Here is an 18,602-nt window from a genome sequence, read left to right on the forward strand (position 1 = left end):
AGAGGCATATCAAGAGCGTTATGGTGTGTATTGAATGGACGGGCAGAAGCCCCGCCTGCGATTGCGTGCATCATTGGTGTTTCTACTTCCAGGTAACCGTTATTGTCAAGGTACCTTCTCATAGATTGAATGATGCGGCTGCGCGCGATGAACGTTTCTTTGCTTTCCTGACTTGTAATCAGGTCCAGATAACGTTGACGATAACGTTGTTCAACGTCCTTTAAACCGTGGAATTTTTCAGGAAGCGGGCGAAGTGCTTTCGTCAGCAGGTGGAATTCTTTCGCTTTAACAGAAAGCTCCCCTACCTTTGTTTTGAATACAGTACCCGTGATCCCTACGATATCACCAAGGTCTGCTGTATTGAAAACCTCATATGCTTCTTCACCGATGGCATCTTTACGAACATAGATTTGAACTTGTCCAGCCAGATCCTGAAGATGGGCGAATCCCGCTTTACCTTTTCCACGCTTCGTCATGATACGGCCTGCGATCGTGACAGTGATATCTTTCTCTTCCAGTTCCTCTTTAGAAAACTCATCGAATTGAGATTTGATATCCGATGAACTGTGTGTGCGATCATATCGTTTACCGAATGGATCCTGTCCCTTTTCACGGATGGCTTCCATCTTTTCGCGTCTGACGCGAAGCTGGTCATTGATTTCTTCGTGACTCATGTGTTTCACTCCTATTCTATCTGCTTGCTTTAGTAGACTAATACGGTTATATACCATACTATTTTACACAATATCTATGTTTGTAACACCCCTAAAGTATGAGTAATTTCAGAAACGTACGTCGAGGTGCCCGAAAACCTATTGAAAAAATCTAAAAAAGGCCGATCCAATTGGGTGACAGGGTCACATATTGGTTACAGCCTTATCTAGAATAACATAAAAAGGAATACAGGTGAATCAAGCGGCTTTTACTCACTACGGTCAGATTCTTCTTGAGGCATCAGATCGTTCAATGGAATGTCCAGCACTTCCGCAACGTTCTCCAAGAAATCCTCTTTCGGTATCCGACTCCCTCTTTCCACTTCTCCAAGGACCGAAACGGAGATGGAAAGTTCCTTGGCCAAACTTTCCTGAGTAAATCCTTTTAGCTTTCTGAATGCACGTATGCGTCTTCCCCATTTATCTGTTTCCATAACCGAACTCCTTCTTTGTCAGGTATTTCGTCCAGAAATTCAGCCAACGGGGCATTAAAAGACGGGTGCTCGATACTCGGAGCCACCTCTAATAACGGGATTAATACAAATGCTCTTTCTTGCATTCTTGGATGAGGGATGAGAAGATTCTCTGCTTCGATCGTTTCGTGATTAAAGAGTAAGATATCGAGGTCGATTATCCTCGGACCCCATTTGAACTCCCTTTCCCTTCCAAGGTCGATTTCCACCTGCAAGCACTGATGTAATAGAGTTTCTGGACTTAAACTGGTACGAATTTCGATGACCATGTTCAAAAATTGATCTTGTTCTGTAAATCCTACCGGGTCTGTTTCATACAGAGAGGATCGTTTCGTTACCTCTATCTTACCATGACTGCTTAAGATGTTTATGGCTTTTTCTAAATAACCCGCCCTGTCTCCCATATTGGAACCAAGGGAAATATATGCAGTATTCATCCTATCGACTCCTATTAATCTCCACCGCCACCGACCGGTAATGACCAGGAATGGGTGGATCAGGCTTGATTAGTGTGATTTTGCAGCTCTTGACAGCGTTGAATGTTTCCAGGATCCGGGAAGAGATGTCTTCAGCCACAGCTTCGACCAGATTCCTCGGTTCTCCTTCCACAACACTTTTGGTGATGGAATAGATCTCCGCATAGTTTACGGAGTCTTCAAGCTGATCGCTTTGACCGGACTTCCTTAAATCCAAATGCAACTCTACACTAACACGAAAACGTTGTCCAAGTTTGTTCTCCTCCTGGAATACACCGTGATAGCCGTAAAACTCCATTTCGTTCAATAGAATTTTATCCATACCTTTTCTCCTTTCCAACGAGAACATCCATCATTTTTGCCATGCGTGCCATTTCCTTTACATCATGAACACGTACGATGTGGCAGCCTTTTTGAATACCGTAGCAAACTGTCGCCCCCGTCCCCTCCATCCTCTCCTCAACAGGGAGATCAAGGACATGTCCGATGATGGATTTCCGTGATGTTCCGAGCAGGACCGGATAGCCAAGGGAGACGATGGCATCCAGTTGCCTCATCATTTCTATGTTCAATTTTACTGTTTTGGCAAAACCAATGCCAGGATCGAGGATGATCTGTTCATCTTTTACACCTGACCCCTTGGCGATGAAGATGCTCTCCTGCAAATCTTGAATCGCATCCCGGACGAAGTGGCTGTATTCCCGATTATCCCGGTTATGCATGAGAATGATCGGGGCACCGGTATCTGCTGCTACCCGTGCCATTTCAGGGTCCTTTTTCGCACCCCATACATCGTTAATGATACTTGCGCCCGCTTCAATCGCTTTTCTTGCCGTCGCAGCCTTATTCGTGTCAATGGAGATTGGTACGTTCACTTCCCGGGAGATCGCTTCAATAATCGGCACAACCCTGGAAATCTCTTCTTCGGCAGGAACGACCTCATGGCCTGGCCGGGTCGACTCACCACCTATATCAATGATATCAGCACCCATCTCCACCATTTCTTTCGCCCGATCCACAGCCCGGTCCAACTCATTGAAAGACCCGCCGTCCGAGAATGAATCGGGAGTGATATTCAGTATCCCCATGATAAGGGTCTTCCCTGTAAAATCAAGTTCGTATGTTCCGCACTTCAATGCGTCATCCCCCTCGCTTCATTTCCTGTATTGAATTCAAGTGTCGTGTATATTTCGTGTACTGCTCATGAAAGAGCCCTACGTACTTTCCATGTCGTCCCGGTAATCGTAAAGAATCCATTTTGTTTACCGGTATGATCTCTTGAACGGAATTCGTGAAAAACACTTCGTCCGCTTCAAGCATGTCCACTTTTTCAAACATCCCGACCTGTACCGGTATATTCAATCGATCGGCAAGAGCCAGGATGAACTGCCTGGTGATCCCGTTTAACAGTCCGGTTTCCACCGACGGCGTATATAATCTCCCGTCCTTTACCCAGAAGAGGTTGGAGGTGATCCCTTCACAGAGGAACCCTTCTTTTGTCAGAAAGATCCCTTCTTTATCCACGGCTGCTCCGAGTTCCCTTTTTGCCGCCATATTGTTCAGGTAGTGATGGGATTTAAGACGTTCCCCCGTTTCCGGAGTGTTTCTCCTAAGCTTCAGGACCACCCCTTCCTTTTCCTTTAATGGGGCGGAAGGCGGTAACTCCTTTTGAAAAAGAATGACGGTTGGCTCCTCATAAGGAGTCGTCTTCAAGCCGATTTCCCCTGGTCCACCTGACACATTGAACCGGCAATACGCATCCTTAAGGTCGTTTTTCTTTAACAGCTCCGAGATGGTCCACCTGATCCTTTCCTCATCCAGGTCGGCTTCAATATTCAATTCCTTTAACCCAAGTGACAGTCTGTTCAGATGATCCTTCAGTAAAAAGGGATGACCGTCATAGGTACGAAAGGTTTCAAATACTCCCATGCCGTACAAGTAACCGTGATCGAATGGAGAAATGACCGCTTCTGACTGGTGTACGATGTCCCCGTTTAGATATAGATACATGGGTCAGACCATCCCCACTTTTTTATACGCGTTCAGGAAGTTAAGGAGCAGCCGCTTCCCCTGCTCCGTCATGATGGATTCAGGATGGAACTGCACTCCCTCCACGGGAAGGTATTTGTGTCTGATCGCCATGATCTCTCCCTGTGCGGTTTCCGCTGAAATGTCGAAGCAATCCGGAAGGGTCTCCCGTTTCACGATCAGTGAATGATACCTCGTTGCATTGAAAGGATTCGGCATCCCTTCAAACACAGTTTTCCCGTCATGGATCATCGGGGAGACCTTTCCGTGCATCAACCGTTCGGCACGAATGACATCTCCTCCGAAAACCTGGGCGATTGACTGATGTCCGAGACAGACGCCGAAGATCGGAATCTTCCCGGCAAATGCCCGGATCGCCTCAAGGCTTACACCCGCTTCGTTCGGGCTGCACGGACCCGGAGAAATCATCAAATAATCCGGGGACAAAGCTTCAATTTCATCGAGGGTGACCTCATCGTTTCGCTTCACGATCAGTTCCTCCCCGAGCTCCCCTAAAAATTGCACAAGATTATAGGTGAATGAATCATAGTTATCAATCATGAGAATCATAGGTTTTCTCCTTCCGCCATTGCCTTCGCGACCCAGAGGGCTTTCGCTTTTTTGAGGGATTCCTTGTATTCGTAGGCCGGATTGGAATCGATCACCACTCCCGCCCCTGCTTGGATATGACCTTTTCCTTCTTTGACAAACATCGTCCGTATAACGATGTTCAATTCCATATCTCCATTGAGACCGATCCAGCCAATGGAGCCTGTGTAAATGCCCCGCCTGACCGGTTCAAGCTCTTCAATGATCTCCATGGTCCTGACTTTGGGCGCCCCGGTAATCGTTCCCCCGGGAAAAACAGATCGAATAACGTCCGCCCCCGTCTTGGTTTCATCCAGTTTGCCCCTGACATTGGATACGATGTGCATGACGTGGGAATATTTTTCGATCACCATGAACTCATTGACTTCGACTGTCCCGTATTCGCACACCTTCCCCAGGTCATTCCGCTCCAAATCTACAAGCATCACATGCTCGGCTCTCTCTTTTTCATTATGGATCAGTTCCAGGGCAAGTCTTTCATCCTCCTCCGCATCTTTCCCACGTGAGCGGGTACCGGCAATCGGCCTCGTGCTTACTTCCATTCCTTTTTTCTTCACGAGCAGTTCAGGTGACCCGGAAACAATCTGGAAATCCGGGCTGTGGATATAACTCATATAAGGAGAGGGATTTAATTCCCGAAGCTTTTTATAAACCTCATACGGCTCTGTTCTCAGCTGTTGAGACTGCCGGACAGATAAATTCACCTGAAAGACATCCCCCTGTGAGATATACGCTTGAATTCTTTTCACTGCCTCTGAGAATTCTTCCTCATCCATCGACACTTCAATATCCGCCATGTCGTCATCAGGAACCTTCTTCGTTTCATTCATGGATGACAGGGCATTATCCCAGGAGGCAGTCCACTGTGAAAGCTTCGCCTCTGCTGATTCCGGATCTTGCTCGGATAACATCATTGTCCATAAACAATCCTCCTGATGATCGAAGACCGCCCACTCTTTCAGGTAGTAAAAATAAAGGTCGGGAATCTCCAGATCATCACGTCCCAGCGAAGGAAGTTTCTCGATCTTTCTTGCATAGTCATAACTAAGAAAACCGATCACTCCTCCCTGGAAGTCAGGGAGATCCTCTCTTCTTTCCGTTCGATGGAGGGTCATCCATTTTTCCAATTGAATCAATGGATCTCCATGCATCACTTCAACTCCAGTAGAGTCTTGTATTCTCAAACCTTCCGGAATACTTTGTAAAACGACGTCAGGTTGGAGTCCAGCCACACTATATCGTCCACCCCGTCCGCTTTCTAACAAAATATGATGTGTTTGATGCTCACTGAGCTGTTCGTATGCTGCGAAAAAATGTTCTTTGGTTGCATGGTTTTTATGAAAATACAGGTGCTGCACGGACCCCTCACACTCCTAATGTTTATCTCCTTTCATGATACATGAACTTCAGGAAGGTTTCATCGTTAAAAAATTGAAATTATGCAGGGCTGAGAGGTTTTTTTAAACATAAAAAAATGGATCCTGAAGCAACGTGCACTTCAGGATCCGGCATCCGTTTCTATTCTTCATCAAATTGGTAAAGAGGGGTGCTTAAATAGCGTTCCCCGTTACTAGGGATGATGGCGAGCACTTTTTTGCCCTTTCCTAACTTCTTCGCTACTTCAAGGGCTGCATAGATGGCTGCTCCGGAGGAAATCCCGCCTAAGATCCCTTCTTCTTTTGCCGCTCTTCTTGCATACTCAAAAGCTGAATCCTTATCTACCTGTATGACATGGTCATATACATCTGTATCTAAAATCTCAGGGATGAATCCGGCTCCGATTCCCTGAATTTTATGAGGACCCGGCTTTCCTCCTGATAAGACAGGGGAATCCGAAGGCTCGACTGCGTATAATTCAACCGATGGATAATGCTTTTTCAACACTTCACCAACGCCTGTAATCGTTCCGCCAGTACCGATACCTGCGATGAAGGCATCGAGCTGATCACCCATCTGTTCCACGATTTCCGGTCCGGTCGTTTCACGATGAACCTTGGGATTTGCTTCGTTTTTAAATTGCTGCGGCATGAAGAAACCTTTTTCTTTCGACAGCTCTTCCGCTTTGCGAATGGCGCCATTCATCCCTTCAGAACCCGGCGTCAATACAAGTTCAGCACCGTAAGCTCGTAACAGGTTGCGCCTTTCCATACTCATCGTATCAGGCATGACGAGCAAAGAACGGTATCCTTTAGCGGCAGCGACCATGGCAAGGCCGATACCCGTGTTGCCGCTTGTCGGCTCAACGATCGTATCCCCAGGTTTGATCGTACCTGCAGCTTCCCCTGCTTCAATCATGGCCAGGGCGATCCGGTCCTTCACGGAACTGCCCGGGTTCATGTATTCTAATTTCAAATAAACATCCGCACTATTCTCATCCACTAATCGATTCAGTTTTACCACTGGAGTCTGACCTATTAATTCTGAAATTGAATTGGCTACTCTCACCATTCGTTCATCACTCCTAATTCCAAGTAAATTTGTTGGTTTTAATAAAATGTAACAATATTCAATATATTTGTCAACGATATTGCTTTTCTTTTCCGGGCACTGCTATACGGCATACACCGATGGCACACCCTCTTCACTCACCTACATGTATATGCACCTTACACTTATCCTATGTTACGTTGAAAGGGTTCGAACTATGTAAAAGGAGCTGACCGAAAGTCAGCTCCTTCATTACTCTTGCTTGCCATAAAACCACTCGACGTCCACTTCATCCCAAAAGGATTCAGGCTTAAGCGGTGTTTCGACCTGTTCTAAAGCAATCTGTCTGCGAATTTGTGATTTTACTTCCTTAAACGAAAAATCCCTCTCCTTCAGAATACCGTCTACGTAATAAATCACATAGTCTGAATCCTGTTGAATCGGTGATGTCCATTCACCCTGCGATAAGGGTTCTACCTCCGATTTCGCTTCCGGAGAAAGAATATCCCCATCAATGGGAACATACCCAATGTCCCCTCCTAAATGTGCGCTTTGCTCATCGGTAGACCGTTCCATGGCCAATGCTTCAAAGTTAGATCCGCCATCGAGTTCCTTCAGAACCTGATCCGCTTCTGTTTGATCCGCTACCTTCAATTGCTTCAGCTTATACATTTTAGGGATTGAATACTGCTCCTCATTCTGAGCATAGAATTTCTTCATCTCTTTTTCGGGAACCTGAACGTCCTTCGTGATGAGCTCCTCTAATAATAATTCAGATTTGATCTGCTTTTTCAGCGTATCTTCATCTTCAAGATTCTCTTCATCATAGGCATTATAAACGGATTGAATAAGGTAGTATTCCTGTTCCACTTCTTTATTTGAAACAGAAATATCGTATTTCTTCGCCAGGTGGTCGATCACTTTTTGATTGACCATAGCCCTCAGTTCTTCTTTACCATGTTGCTGCTCCAGTGCGTATAACCAATCCTCCCGGGTCACGGATTCCCCGCCAACCGATGCCACCACTTCAGGGGTACCGACTTTCCCCGAGGACCAGTTCCACACAAGTGTGATCAGATTCGTGACAAGCAGTACCCCGATGATCACCATGAGTACAGACCGTTTAATTCTCATTTCTCCCATTCTCCCTGAATGTAATTTATTCCTTAGCGCTTGCTTTCAGTTCTTCTAATTCTTCTTTAGAAAATATATAGGTTTCATTACAGAAATGACAGCTTGCTTCAGCACTGCCGTCTTCATCGATCATCTCTTGAATTTCCTGTTCCCCTAGGCTGATGATGGCATTCGAGAAACGCTCTTTATTGCATTGGCACTTGAATGCTACTGGAAGCGTCTCAAGTACTTTGACTTCCCCTTTTCCAAGTACTTCTTCCAATACCTCTTCTGGACTTAGGCCTTTTTCAATCAATTTAGAGATTGGAGGGATTTTCGCCAGACGTTCCTCAATCTTTGTAATCGTCTCATCCTCTGTACCCGGCATAAGCTGAAGGATGAATCCTCCTGCAGCAAGAATCGAGTTGTCTGGATTGACCAGCACTCCGACCCCGACAGAAGAAGGCACTTGTTCTGACGTGACGAAATAATAAGTGAAGTCTTCCCCTAGTTCTCCTGATACAATCGGAACCTGACCAGAGAAATGGTCTCTCATACCGATATCTTTCACAACCGATAACGTACCTTCCGTACCGACCGCACGGCGGACATCAAGCTTTCCGTGCTCATTCAAATCAAAGTGGACATGAGGATTGGTCACGTATCCTCTGACCTCACCTTTTGCATTGCTGTCTACAAGGATGGCTCCAATCGGACCGCCGCCTTCTACTTTGATTGTCAATTTATTTTCACCTTTGAGCATAGCCCCCATCATCACACCGGCACTGATGCTTCGACCAAGTGCTGCAGATGCAGTCGGCCATGTGCCATGTCTTCTTTGTGCTTCTCCTACCGTATCCGTACTTTTGACAGCATACGCACGTACTTGCCCGTCATAGGCTAACGCCTTTACTAAATAGTCACTCATGGTTGTAGCTCCTTTCACTCTAGTTCATGTTTCTCTTATAGATTAATTTTAGCCCTTTCAACGTCAAGAATGGATCTACTACGTCAATGCTGTTGGATTCTTTCGAAATCAGCGTGGCCAATCCTCCCGTTGCAATGACCGTCGGCTCCTTCTTACTTTGTGCTTTCATTCTTTGAACGATACCTTCGACTTGTCCGACATATCCATAAAGGATACCCGCCTGCATAGCTGTGACGGTATTCTTCCCGATGATCTGTTCCGGACGGGCGATTTCGATCCTTGGCAGTTTGGCCGCCTTCGAGTACAGGGCCTCCGTTGATATCCCTATTCCCGGGGCGATCGCACCACCCATATATTGTCGTTCCTCATTGATATAGCAATACGTCGTCGCTGTACCGAAGTCAACGATGATCAGCGGGCCGCCGTACTCGTGAATGCCAGCGACTGCATTTACGATCCGGTCCGCTCCGACTTCCCTGGGATTTTCGTACTTGATGTTCAAGCCTGTCTTAATCCCGGGTCCAACGACAAGCGGAGTAATATGAAAATACTTCTCGCACATGCGTTCCAAACTGAACATGATTGGAGGGACAACGGAAGAAATGATGATCCCGTCAATTTCCTCAAACGTCAGATTCACATGCTCAAATAGATTCTTTACAAGCATGCCAAACTCATCTTCCGTCTTATGTCGATTCGTTTCAGCTCTCCAATGATATTTTAAATGGTCATTTTCATACACACCAAACACAATATTGGTATTCCCTACATCCATTACAAAAATCAATATCCTCACCTACTAAGCCAATTGTTTTCACACTGCCAACATCATACCATAATTTATTTTAAATAGGTATAAAAGCGCAATCTGCTTGGTTAGGTCCATTTATTTTGTATAAATTCCAAAAAATCCACTTCCATAAGTGACAGCGGGAAAACTTTGACCGTTCCTTTCCGCTCCAGGCACTTGCTTTCCACGGGGAGGAAGTCGAGCCTCCTCGGGCTTCGCCCTGCGGGGTCTCGACCTTTCCTCTTTTTCCCGCTGGAGTCAAGTGCCTTCCGCTACAATCCACTCTGTGCTTCTCCATTTTGACTGTGACTTCCTAGTTATTAATTGCCTTTTGGTACCATTTTGATTTAGTAATCAAAAAAGAATGCACCCACGAATGGATGCATCCTTCTTTATTTACGTGCGATCTGAGTTAGAGTCGTCTTCTTTGGAAGTCGTGTCTTCTACGATCGCAGTTTCTTCATTTTTCTTCTGGATGTTCACCTTCACGTCACTGTTGTCCTGATCGGATTCATACGTGCGTTCAGGCAATTTGCCGTGATCCATTAGAGACTTGATTTGCGCTGCGTCTAATGTTTCTACATCTAATAAAGTTTTGGCAATGAGTTCAAGCTTGTCACGGTTCTCAGTAAGAATCTGCTTCGCTCTCTCATAGCTGTCTTTAATCAGACGCTGCATTTCTAAGTCAATTTCATACGCGATGGCATCAGAATAGTTTTGTTCACTATTGATGTCACGTCCAAGGAATACTTGACCACCTTGGGATTGACCGAACTGAAGTGGTCCGAGCTTGTCACTCATACCATATTCAGTGACCATTTTACGGGCGATTCCAGTGGCACGTTGGAAGTCATTGTGTGCACCGGTGGATACATCTCCGAAGATGATTTCCTCTGCCACACGACCACCAAGTAACCCGGTAATCTTATCAAGAAGCTCAGGCTTCGTCATGAAGTAACGATCTTCTTTAGGAAGCATGACAGCGTAGCCGCCAGCCTGCCCACGAGGAACGATGGTTACTTTATGTACCATGTCAGCTTCATCAAGGACTAATCCGATCACGGTATGACCCGCTTCATGGAATGCCACGATTTTACGTTCTTTTTCAGATATGACGCGGCTCTTCTTCGCAGGACCTGCAATGACACGGTCGGTTGCTTCGTCGATATCACGCATATCGATTTTCTTTTTGTCCTCACGGGCCGCAACAAGTGCCGCTTCGTTCAGAAGGTTTTCCAAATCGGCTCCGGAGAAACCTGGTGTTCTCATGGCAATCGCTTTTAGATCGACTGAATCATCAAGCGGTTTATTATGAGAATGTACTTTAAGGACAGCTTCACGACCTTTTAAGTCTGGACGATCTACTGTGATTTGACGGTCGAAACGTCCTGGACGCAATAATGCCGGATCCAGAATGTCTGGTCTGTTCGTTGCAGCGACGATGATGATTCCTTCGTTCGCTCCGAAACCATCCATCTCAACAAGTAACTGGTTCAGGGTTTGCTCACGCTCATCGTGACCTCCGCCCAAGCCTGCTCCACGCTGACGACCGACTGCATCAATCTCATCAATGAAGATGATACAAGGCGCGTTCTTCTTCGCGTTTTCGAATAAGTCACGTACACGAGATGCACCGACACCGACAAACATCTCAACGAAGTCGGAACCACTGATTGAGAAGAATGGAACTCCCGCTTCTCCAGCTACCGCTCGTGCAAGTAAGGTTTTACCTGTACCCGGAGGTCCCACTAGAAGGACACCCTTCGGAATGCGGGCACCCACTTCAGAGAACTTGCGTGGATCCTTTAAGAATTCCACTACCTCTACAAGCTCCTGCTTTTCTTCATCTGCGCCCGCTACATCTTTAAAGCGGACTTTCTTCTTCTCTTCACTGTAAAGCTTTGCCTTACTCTTACCGAAGTTCATGACACGGCTTCCGCCGCCTTGAGCTTGGTTAAGTAAGAAGAAGAACAGAATGAAGATGATGACAAACGGAATGATGGTTGTGAAGAAAGATACCCAGCCGCTTGTTTCCTTGGCCTGTAATACTTCCACATCGATGCCTTGCTCCGATGCCGCAGTATTGATCTTATCCATCAGCTTTCCATCTGTGGTAAGGACATAGGTCAAGAAGTACTCTCCTTCTTTAGCCCCTTCCATTTGTCCTTTTACTTCATAAACACCTCTGCCAGGCTGAATTGAAAAAGAAGAAACATCTCCGTCTTCAAGGTTATTAATAAATGTACTGTACTCAATATTTTTGGTTGGCTCGTTGTTGTTGCTGAAATAACTCACCACACCTATAATCACTAAAAAGACTAGTAAATAGAATATGGTGTTTCGAAAGATCCGGTTCATCCCTTACCTCCTCCCACGGGTAAACAAACTAAGTAAAATAGTATCATAGAAAATCATGGCATTACAACAAATTGCACTTGCAAGATTCCTCTTTAGAATATACTTATTCTCCCGTTGTATACACTCTTGGTTTTAAAACACCGATATACGGCAGATTACGATATCTTTCCGCGTAATCGAGACCATATCCGACCACGAACTCGTCAGGAACAATAAAGCCCACATAGTCCGCTTTGATATCTGCTTTACGACCTGTCGGCTTGTCAAGCAGAGTCACAATGCTGATGGATTTTGCCTTACGATAGCGGAAAAGCTCCACCAAGTAGCTTAATGTCAACCCGCTGTCGATGATATCTTCAATGATGAGGATATCCCGGCCTTCCACCTTGGTATCTAAATCTTTCACAATCTTTACTTCTCCGGAAGAGACAGTAGAGTTCCCGTAGCTGGATACATCCATGAAATCCATTTCCATATGGGTATCCATGCGCTTGCAAAGGTCAGCCATAAAGGGCATCGCACCTTTTAAAACGCCAATCGCCAAAGGAAAACGATCTTGATATTCCTCTGTTAATTGTGCACCTAACGCTTTGATCTTTTCTTGAAGTTCTTCTTCTGAAATTAACACTTTCTCAATATCTTGGTTTAACAATGTTCAACTGCCTCCTAGAAGATGATTGCTTGTAAATTGTAGTACTAAACTATTTTCCTGCTCTTCTCCCAAATCGTAAATAGACTTCTTCATGCCCGGAACCCACAGTATATGTTGTTCAGCGTCCACTACAACCGGCCACTCCTCACGAAGGTGAGCGGGAAGTTTATGATCGATAAAGAGGTTTTTCAGCTTCTTGGAGCCTTCCATCCCCTTCACTTTCATTCTATCCTCTTTTCTTCTCGTTCGCACGTAAAGAGGAAGGGACACAGCGCGTGGATCAAGATAGATCACATCACTGGTACAGTCCGGGGTGTGCGGGGAAGAATAGAGATGAAACTGATATTCACCTTGAATGTCCAGCCCCTTGTCAACCTGCAGCTCATAACAATAGGGAACCTCGGTTAAGGCTAATTCTCCAAAGTGAAAATAGCATGTATGATACGCACGTGTTACCTTAAGCCCCTTTGGTAAGTCTATGCTGGCATTCGGCGCTTTTCCTTTTAAAATACCCAATACATCGTAAATATGTATAGACGATAAGGAAGATGGTCTTAGTTTGTAAAGATAGTTTAATATTAGATTAATCCCTCTTCTTTGTAAAGGCTGAGCCATTGCAAGAAAACCATCGATATGTATGGAGGAGTGATCCCCGGTGTTATTCCATACCTTATTCAACTTTTCCTTAGTTAATTCCTCTAAATATGCCTCATCTTCTGCCAATTCTTCACTAAAACGTTGGAATTGAAGATGAACATGAGGGTTTTCCTGTTTTAAGAATGGAAGGATTCTCTTTCTAAACCGATTCCTTGTATAAACTTCCTTCTGGTTACTGGGATCTCTTCGCGGCTCAAGATCATGTCTTTCACAATAGTTCTCGATCTCCAGTTTCGTCACAGTCAGGAACGGCCGGATAATGTCACCATCAGCAAATGATCGTTTCAGAGGTATGCCGGCTCTACTCGCCCCCGATGCCCCTCTTGTCAATTTCATCAGGATGGTTTCGACTTGATCATCCCCGTGATGACCCAGGGCAAGCTTAGTGGCAGACATCTCTCTCATGACACCTTCAAGAAACCCATAACGAATCTTTCGGGCCATATCCTGCATGCTTCCATTTACCGCTTCGATTTCCTTTGAAACATCCACTCTTTCTCCGTAAAAGGGGATATTCCGCTGATGACAGAAATCCCGGACGAACTGAAACTCCTGAAAGGATTCGTCCCCCCTGAACATATGATCCAGATGGGCCGCCGCCACTTCCACCCCTAACTCTCCTTTGTTCGAGTCAAGAAAGTGCAGCAGAGCGAGGGAATCAGGACCGCCTGATACTGCTACCAGAATGCGGTCGCCCTTTTGAATGAGCCGGTGATCTTGAATGAATCGTTTTGTCGTATGCTCTAACATTGTGCTTCCTCTTCCTAAAACCATTTTCCCCATTGTATCAATTTCTACTGGTTTCTCACACCGTTACGCTACAGCAATTCTCCATAAATATACAAAACGTACAGGAGCGATACTATGATCACTACAAGAACAGTCTCCAGAAAGTGACTAGAATTTTTATTCCGCTGATTTTGATATCTGCTTGGGTGGGGGGAAGATGCTCTTACAGTAGAGCTTTGCGGAACAGATCTTTGGGCCTTTGGTTTAGGTTTCGGCTGCTGCACCGGCTGGGCATTAGAAAGTCCATGTAAAAGACTCTCTCTCATTTCATTGGCAGATTGAAATTTGCCTTCGAGGGAAGCAAGGATCGTCCCTGCAAACTTTTTCAGCTGGTCCTTGGAATCCACAGCCTGCCTCAGTTGTTTTATATTCCCTTCACCGGTCTTGGTGAAACGCGTTGGATAGGCCAAATTGATAAGGATCATCCCTACTGAGAAAAGATCATAAGAAGGTTCTGCCCTTCTGGATCCCCCGATCCAATATCCTCTATCAAAAAACTCCGTAAACTCCTTGATCGCCCGGCCATTAATGGTCGTCCCCCCGACGTCTATGCAGCGAATTCTGTAAGGAGGACCCGTCACAATTAAGTTTTCAGGCTTTAAATCCCCAAAGACCCATCCTTCCTTATGAATCCGCTCCAGGTCTGTCAGGAGCTGGGCGACGAGGACACCCGTCCAGGAGAATCCCTTTGATTGAACAAACGACAGGAGATCGGTTCCCTGTATATATTCCATCACGTAGAAATGGATTTTTTGACCCCTTACCTCCCAATCATCCACATCAAGAAGCTTGGGCCCAAGGGGGGAACCTTGGACCTTTGAGAAAGCTTTTAATACATTGACTTCAGATGTAATCGATACATTGCTGTCACTCATTTTCAACGCCTGGTAACCTGAGGACCCTTGCACAAGATAGACAATCCCGTTCGCCCCATACCCCAATTCTTTTACAATCGTATAGATATGTTTATACCACTTGCCTCTTATAACTGTTCCAGGGGGAAAACTAAATGGTTTCTTCGAAGTATTGTTCATCATCGCCACGAGAGAGCAATCCCCTTAATGAACGTTTTTTCTTAAAGTGTGTGATGGCCTCTGAGATCGCCGGCCCGGTTGGAGTGATACCGCCTGGAGACAATTTAGAGAAAATACTCGTCAGTGTTTCAAGTCTTGGTGTCCAATCCAGCAATTTTTCGACATCTTGTCGTTTCCCGGGAAATACAAACACAGAAAACTTGTTATCTCCCATACGTGCATTTAAGCTCAATGACAGATCCAGTAAGGCTTCTTTGACCGTCGGAAGCTTGTGCTTCATGCTTGCTGACGTATCGACAAGAATCAACACTTCCATATCGACGGACTCACCGAGTTCATCCACGACTTCCATAACCTCTCCACGCTGTTCTGGTGGAAGGTCTTCCATGGAGGCAGATTTCCCGAGGATTTGTTTCAACTCTTTATTCACAACTCCCTGCAAGGTCTGGGTCATGGCTTTACGCGTAACCATCTGTACCGTTTGTGAAAGCTGTTGTGCATATACGATCTGGCTCACCCCACCCCCCGATAGAGCAATCCCTTCGATTTCCTGCATTCCATTATCATCTATTACATCATTGTCCATCACACCAATTACATTGACCGAAATTCCCTGCTCCTTGGCAAGGGCCGCCATCGCAATTGGATCTTCTCCTTGGTTCGAGCAACCATCCGTAATTAAAAGAATTTGACGAAGTGTACCTGGCTTCATCAGACTCCCCTCCTCATTCTAAAGTTGTTATCATCTTCGCCGGATAAGGAGGGATTTATACTCTAGTTAACTATTTTAAAGGGTGCGGACCCTAGGAAATTTTATCTTTCGTCTTTGATTTTTGCATGGGGATGGATGACCACTTCGGTATGTTATGTTTGATTTTCGATACCACAATCGTCATATCATCCTCTATTAATCCAGAGCTCGACCGGATGACCTCCTCCATTAATATATCTGCCACTTCCTGTGGATCATCGGTTTCGAGTTCCTTTATCTTTCGCTTCATCCACAGGTCATAATTTTCTACATGCTTCGGTCCCTCAAAGGCACCGTCACTCATCATGATGAGAAGATCTCCCGCTTTCAACTGCTCCGAGACGACATCGACATCAAAGTCCTGCTGAAGCATCCCCATCGGCAGGTTACTGGCTTCCACCTTGAGGATTTTATCCCCACGCTTAATGAAGCTTGGGGTCGAACCTATTTTTAAGAACCTCGAAGACGCATTCTGAAGATCGATCATGGCTAAATCCAGTGTGGAGAAAATTTCATCATTCGTTCTGAGGGAAAGAATCGAATTGATGGACTTGATCGCCACCTGTTCTTCGATCCCCGACTCCAGGATCTTTTTCAATAGCCTCAGTGTTTCATTGCTTTCATAATGGGCCCGTTCACCGTTCCCCATCCCGTCACTGATCGCAACGGCATACTTCCCCCTTCCCAATTCAATCATGGAGTAACTGTCTCCCGAAACCAGTCCGCCTCCTTTCGCTGCATGGGATGCCCCTGTATCGACGACAAATTTCTTGGCAGATTGAAAGGTTACGTGACACTGACCGTTCGGAAATTGAGCGCACTCCTCCTTTTGTACGACGATGTTTTCCCCTAGAATATCCGATAACATGGGTGCGATGAGCTTTTCCCCCTGTCCGTGACCCCCGCAATAAGGCATGGTCATATCGATATCGACATTCCCTTGCTCCAGATTATAGATTTCTATATTTTCGATCTCGATTCCGAACTCTCCGATACTCGCCAGGATCTGTTCTTCCTGAATATGATGATTCTCCCTTTCTCTCTGGATTTCTTTCGCAAAATTCCCCATGACTTCGGACACACCAAGCAACTGGTCAGCCACAAGCTTCCTACTTTCCTGGACCTGTTTCTTCAATTTCAGATTGGCCTGATAGAAAGTGAGCTCCTGATAGATCGTATCCTTCAGCTTCTTCTCTCTCGTACAATGCTTCTCTACTTCTCTTGCAAGTCTCGGGGAAAGGGGGACCCTTCCCTGATCATACTCAGTCATCACTTCTTTCATGAGATTATAGGTTTTATCAAAATTCCGCGCCCAGCACTGATCCTTCTTAAAGCAGGTTTGGCAGGTCTTCTCCGTGACATTGCTGAGAAAATAGTCAAATTCTTTATCTTCCTCCTCTTCAAACCGGTCTTCTATTTGTTGAAAGCTGTTCGAAAGAGCCTGGAACACTGACGAGAATTGGGTGACCCGGTTGGCGGTCACATCCCTCACCCGGCGCATATACCCCTGTTGGTCCTGCTGATATTCAGCTGTACCCGGTATATGCCTCGCAATTTTAGACGTTAAACTTTGAGGGGTGAGAAACAGGAGTAATATCGCTACCCCCGATTCATAAAGGGTTTTCGTTATGACTGTATCCGTATCCCCGTACATGCCCATCAGCAATGTAGCGATTAACAAACCGATTGCCGCTCCGAATTTCTTCCCTTCTTTCATGAGTCCGCCCAGAAGTCCGGAAAAAGCAAGCAAGCTCATTTGATAAAAGCTTGAAACGTTGGCTAAACTGAAGACGAGACCGGTCACGACCCCTACCGTCGATCCCACTGTGGCCCCTGCAATAAAGGAAAACAGCAGTACCAGATATCTTGATAACACATGTTCTACAGACAGATTATATACTGACCATCCGATCGTTCCCGTCATGATCGAGGCCAGGAGGATGATCAAGCTCACCACCTCTTCTGTTTTCAGTGATTTCCTTCTGCGCTGTACCGTGACAAGGGGGACGCTCTGGATGAAGATATACGTTAAGAGAAACGCGAGGCTTGCTTCAATGACCGCCATGACCCCGTTATAGATCGTCAAGGCCTGTCCCTGTTGGATATAATCGAACCCAAGCTTTGCAGCCATCACTGTAAAGAACACATAGAAGGCGACAACCCTTACATTATTCTTGTGATATTTTTGCGATAATCGATACGTTAACAGGAATAATACCGCACTGACAAACGTATAACTGATACTAGGAATGGATAAGGTGAGCGCTCCTGCCAGCAATCCCATGAGTGCAATCGGTGACTTCTCTCTCCGTATGATATAAACCGATGCAAAGAATGGCAGAGCAAAAGGTGTCAGATGTGAAAGGATTAAAGCTCTTCCGAGGAGAAACCCGATGACGAATAGAGCAACCCCCTTTTCTACGAATAACCACTCAAGCTTTGAATAAATGGACCGGATCCCCTTGGACAGTTCCACCCTCGTGTGTTCAATGTCTACGTTCTGAACTGGTTCGATGATCGACTGATCGACTTTCCCCATGTATGAAACACTCCCCATTTCTTTTTTGTTCAGTATAAAGGGTACAAGCTCAAAACTTTGTCAAAATGAGGGAATGCATTCCAAGAATGTTTCGACGTCTTTCTATGGTTTCCGGTAAAATATTCAGAATATTCACGAGGCATTCCCGTTTATTCCCGTGTTTTTTCTTTCCCATTCCTTACGTATCGTTGCTTAAGGGAATTTTGACAATTTCTTTACGATTGTATATTGACAAGCAAACCCTTTCTCGGTATCATAGTTTTTG

The 18,602-nt window shown here is 45.6% G+C and carries 18 protein-coding genes (1 of these 18 cut by a window edge); all 18 read right to left on the minus strand.

What is annotated here, in order from left to right; all coding sequences use genetic code 11:
• On the minus strand, window positions 1–683 hold the 5' end (the start) of the coding sequence (gene lysS, locus N5C46_RS14215) for a lysine--tRNA ligase (protein ID WP_229597157.1). It extends 814 nt beyond the left edge of the window; only the first 683 of its 1,497 coding nucleotides appear in the window; it begins with the start codon at window positions 681–683; the stop codon falls past the left edge of the window.
• Window positions 684–922: 239 nt separating this feature from the next.
• On the minus strand, window positions 923–1,147 hold the full coding sequence (locus N5C46_RS14220) for a helix-turn-helix domain-containing protein (protein WP_261749119.1): 225 nt from the start codon (window positions 1,145–1,147) through the stop codon (window positions 923–925).
• The gene (gene folK, locus N5C46_RS14225; RefSeq protein WP_261749120.1) at window positions 1,099–1,623 is read right to left on the minus strand and encodes a 2-amino-4-hydroxy-6-hydroxymethyldihydropteridine diphosphokinase; all 525 of its coding nucleotides are present in this window, start codon (window positions 1,621–1,623) and stop codon (window positions 1,099–1,101) included. Before folK ends, N5C46_RS14220 begins: the two co-directional genes overlap by 49 nt.
• A gap of 1 nt (window position 1,624) precedes the next feature.
• Window positions 1,625–1,984, minus strand: a complete 360-nt coding sequence (folB, locus tag N5C46_RS14230; protein WP_034763016.1) for a dihydroneopterin aldolase — start codon at window positions 1,982–1,984, stop codon at window positions 1,625–1,627.
• The gene (gene folP, locus N5C46_RS14235) at window positions 1,977–2,750 is read right to left on the minus strand and encodes a dihydropteroate synthase (protein ID WP_261752356.1); all 774 of its coding nucleotides are present in this window, start codon (window positions 2,748–2,750) and stop codon (window positions 1,977–1,979) included. The genes folB and folP overlap by 8 nt, the downstream gene beginning before the upstream one ends.
• 52 nt (window positions 2,751–2,802) lie before the next feature.
• Window positions 2,803–3,672, minus strand: a complete 870-nt coding sequence (gene pabC, locus N5C46_RS14240) for an aminodeoxychorismate lyase (protein WP_261749121.1) — start codon at window positions 3,670–3,672, stop codon at window positions 2,803–2,805.
• A gap of 3 nt (window positions 3,673–3,675) precedes the next feature.
• Window positions 3,676–4,260, minus strand: coding sequence for an aminodeoxychorismate/anthranilate synthase component II (gene pabA, locus N5C46_RS14245; RefSeq protein WP_261749122.1), 585 nt, complete (start codon window positions 4,258–4,260; stop codon window positions 3,676–3,678).
• Window positions 4,257–5,657 (minus strand): aminodeoxychorismate synthase, component I, encoded by a 1,401-nt coding sequence (gene pabB, locus N5C46_RS14250; RefSeq protein WP_420720415.1) that lies wholly within the window; start codon window positions 5,655–5,657, stop codon window positions 4,257–4,259. The genes pabA and pabB overlap by 4 nt, the downstream gene beginning before the upstream one ends.
• A gap of 160 nt (window positions 5,658–5,817) precedes the next feature.
• Entirely contained in the window at window positions 5,818–6,747 is a 930-nt protein-coding gene (gene cysK / locus N5C46_RS14255) for a cysteine synthase A (protein ID WP_261749123.1), read from the minus strand.
• 231 nt (window positions 6,748–6,978) lie between these two features.
• The gene (locus N5C46_RS14260; protein WP_229597153.1) at window positions 6,979–7,860 is read right to left on the minus strand and encodes a peptidyl-prolyl cis-trans isomerase; all 882 of its coding nucleotides are present in this window, start codon (window positions 7,858–7,860) and stop codon (window positions 6,979–6,981) included.
• A gap of 25 nt (window positions 7,861–7,885) precedes the next feature.
• Window positions 7,886–8,767, minus strand: coding sequence for an Hsp33 family molecular chaperone HslO (gene hslO, locus N5C46_RS14265; protein WP_261749124.1), 882 nt, complete (start codon window positions 8,765–8,767; stop codon window positions 7,886–7,888).
• 19 nt (window positions 8,768–8,786) lie between these two features.
• On the minus strand, window positions 8,787–9,554 hold the full coding sequence (locus N5C46_RS14270) for a type III pantothenate kinase (protein WP_179126166.1): 768 nt from the start codon (window positions 9,552–9,554) through the stop codon (window positions 8,787–8,789).
• Window positions 9,555–9,953: 399 nt separating this feature from the next.
• A complete protein-coding gene (gene ftsH, locus N5C46_RS14275) occupies window positions 9,954–11,915 on the minus strand; it encodes an ATP-dependent zinc metalloprotease FtsH (RefSeq protein ID WP_261749125.1) in 1,962 nt (653 codons plus the stop codon).
• A gap of 103 nt (window positions 11,916–12,018) precedes the next feature.
• Complete coding sequence (hpt, locus tag N5C46_RS14280; RefSeq protein ID WP_034762998.1) at window positions 12,019–12,567, minus strand: hypoxanthine phosphoribosyltransferase; 549 nt, start codon at window positions 12,565–12,567, stop codon at window positions 12,019–12,021.
• Window positions 12,568–12,570: 3 nt separating this feature from the next.
• Window positions 12,571–13,974 carry a tRNA lysidine(34) synthetase TilS gene (gene tilS / locus N5C46_RS14285; protein ID WP_261749126.1) on the minus strand — a complete coding sequence of 468 codons (1,404 nt, stop codon included), beginning with the start codon at window positions 13,972–13,974 and terminating at the stop codon, window positions 12,571–12,573.
• A gap of 68 nt (window positions 13,975–14,042) precedes the next feature.
• The gene (locus N5C46_RS14290) at window positions 14,043–15,050 is read right to left on the minus strand and encodes a serine/threonine-protein kinase (RefSeq protein ID WP_261752358.1); all 1,008 of its coding nucleotides are present in this window, start codon (window positions 15,048–15,050) and stop codon (window positions 14,043–14,045) included.
• Complete coding sequence (locus N5C46_RS14295; protein WP_261749127.1) at window positions 15,019–15,759, minus strand: VWA domain-containing protein; 741 nt, start codon at window positions 15,757–15,759, stop codon at window positions 15,019–15,021. The genes N5C46_RS14290 and N5C46_RS14295 overlap by 32 nt, the downstream gene beginning before the upstream one ends.
• Before the next feature lie 91 nt (window positions 15,760–15,850).
• Complete coding sequence (gene spoIIE / locus N5C46_RS14300) at window positions 15,851–18,337, minus strand: stage II sporulation protein E (protein ID WP_034762993.1); 2,487 nt, start codon at window positions 18,335–18,337, stop codon at window positions 15,851–15,853.
• Window positions 18,338–18,602 lie beyond the last annotated feature (265 nt).

The organism is Rossellomorea vietnamensis (assembly GCF_025398035.1).
Lineage (GTDB): Bacteria > Bacillota > Bacilli > Bacillales > Bacillaceae_B > Rossellomorea > Rossellomorea vietnamensis_B.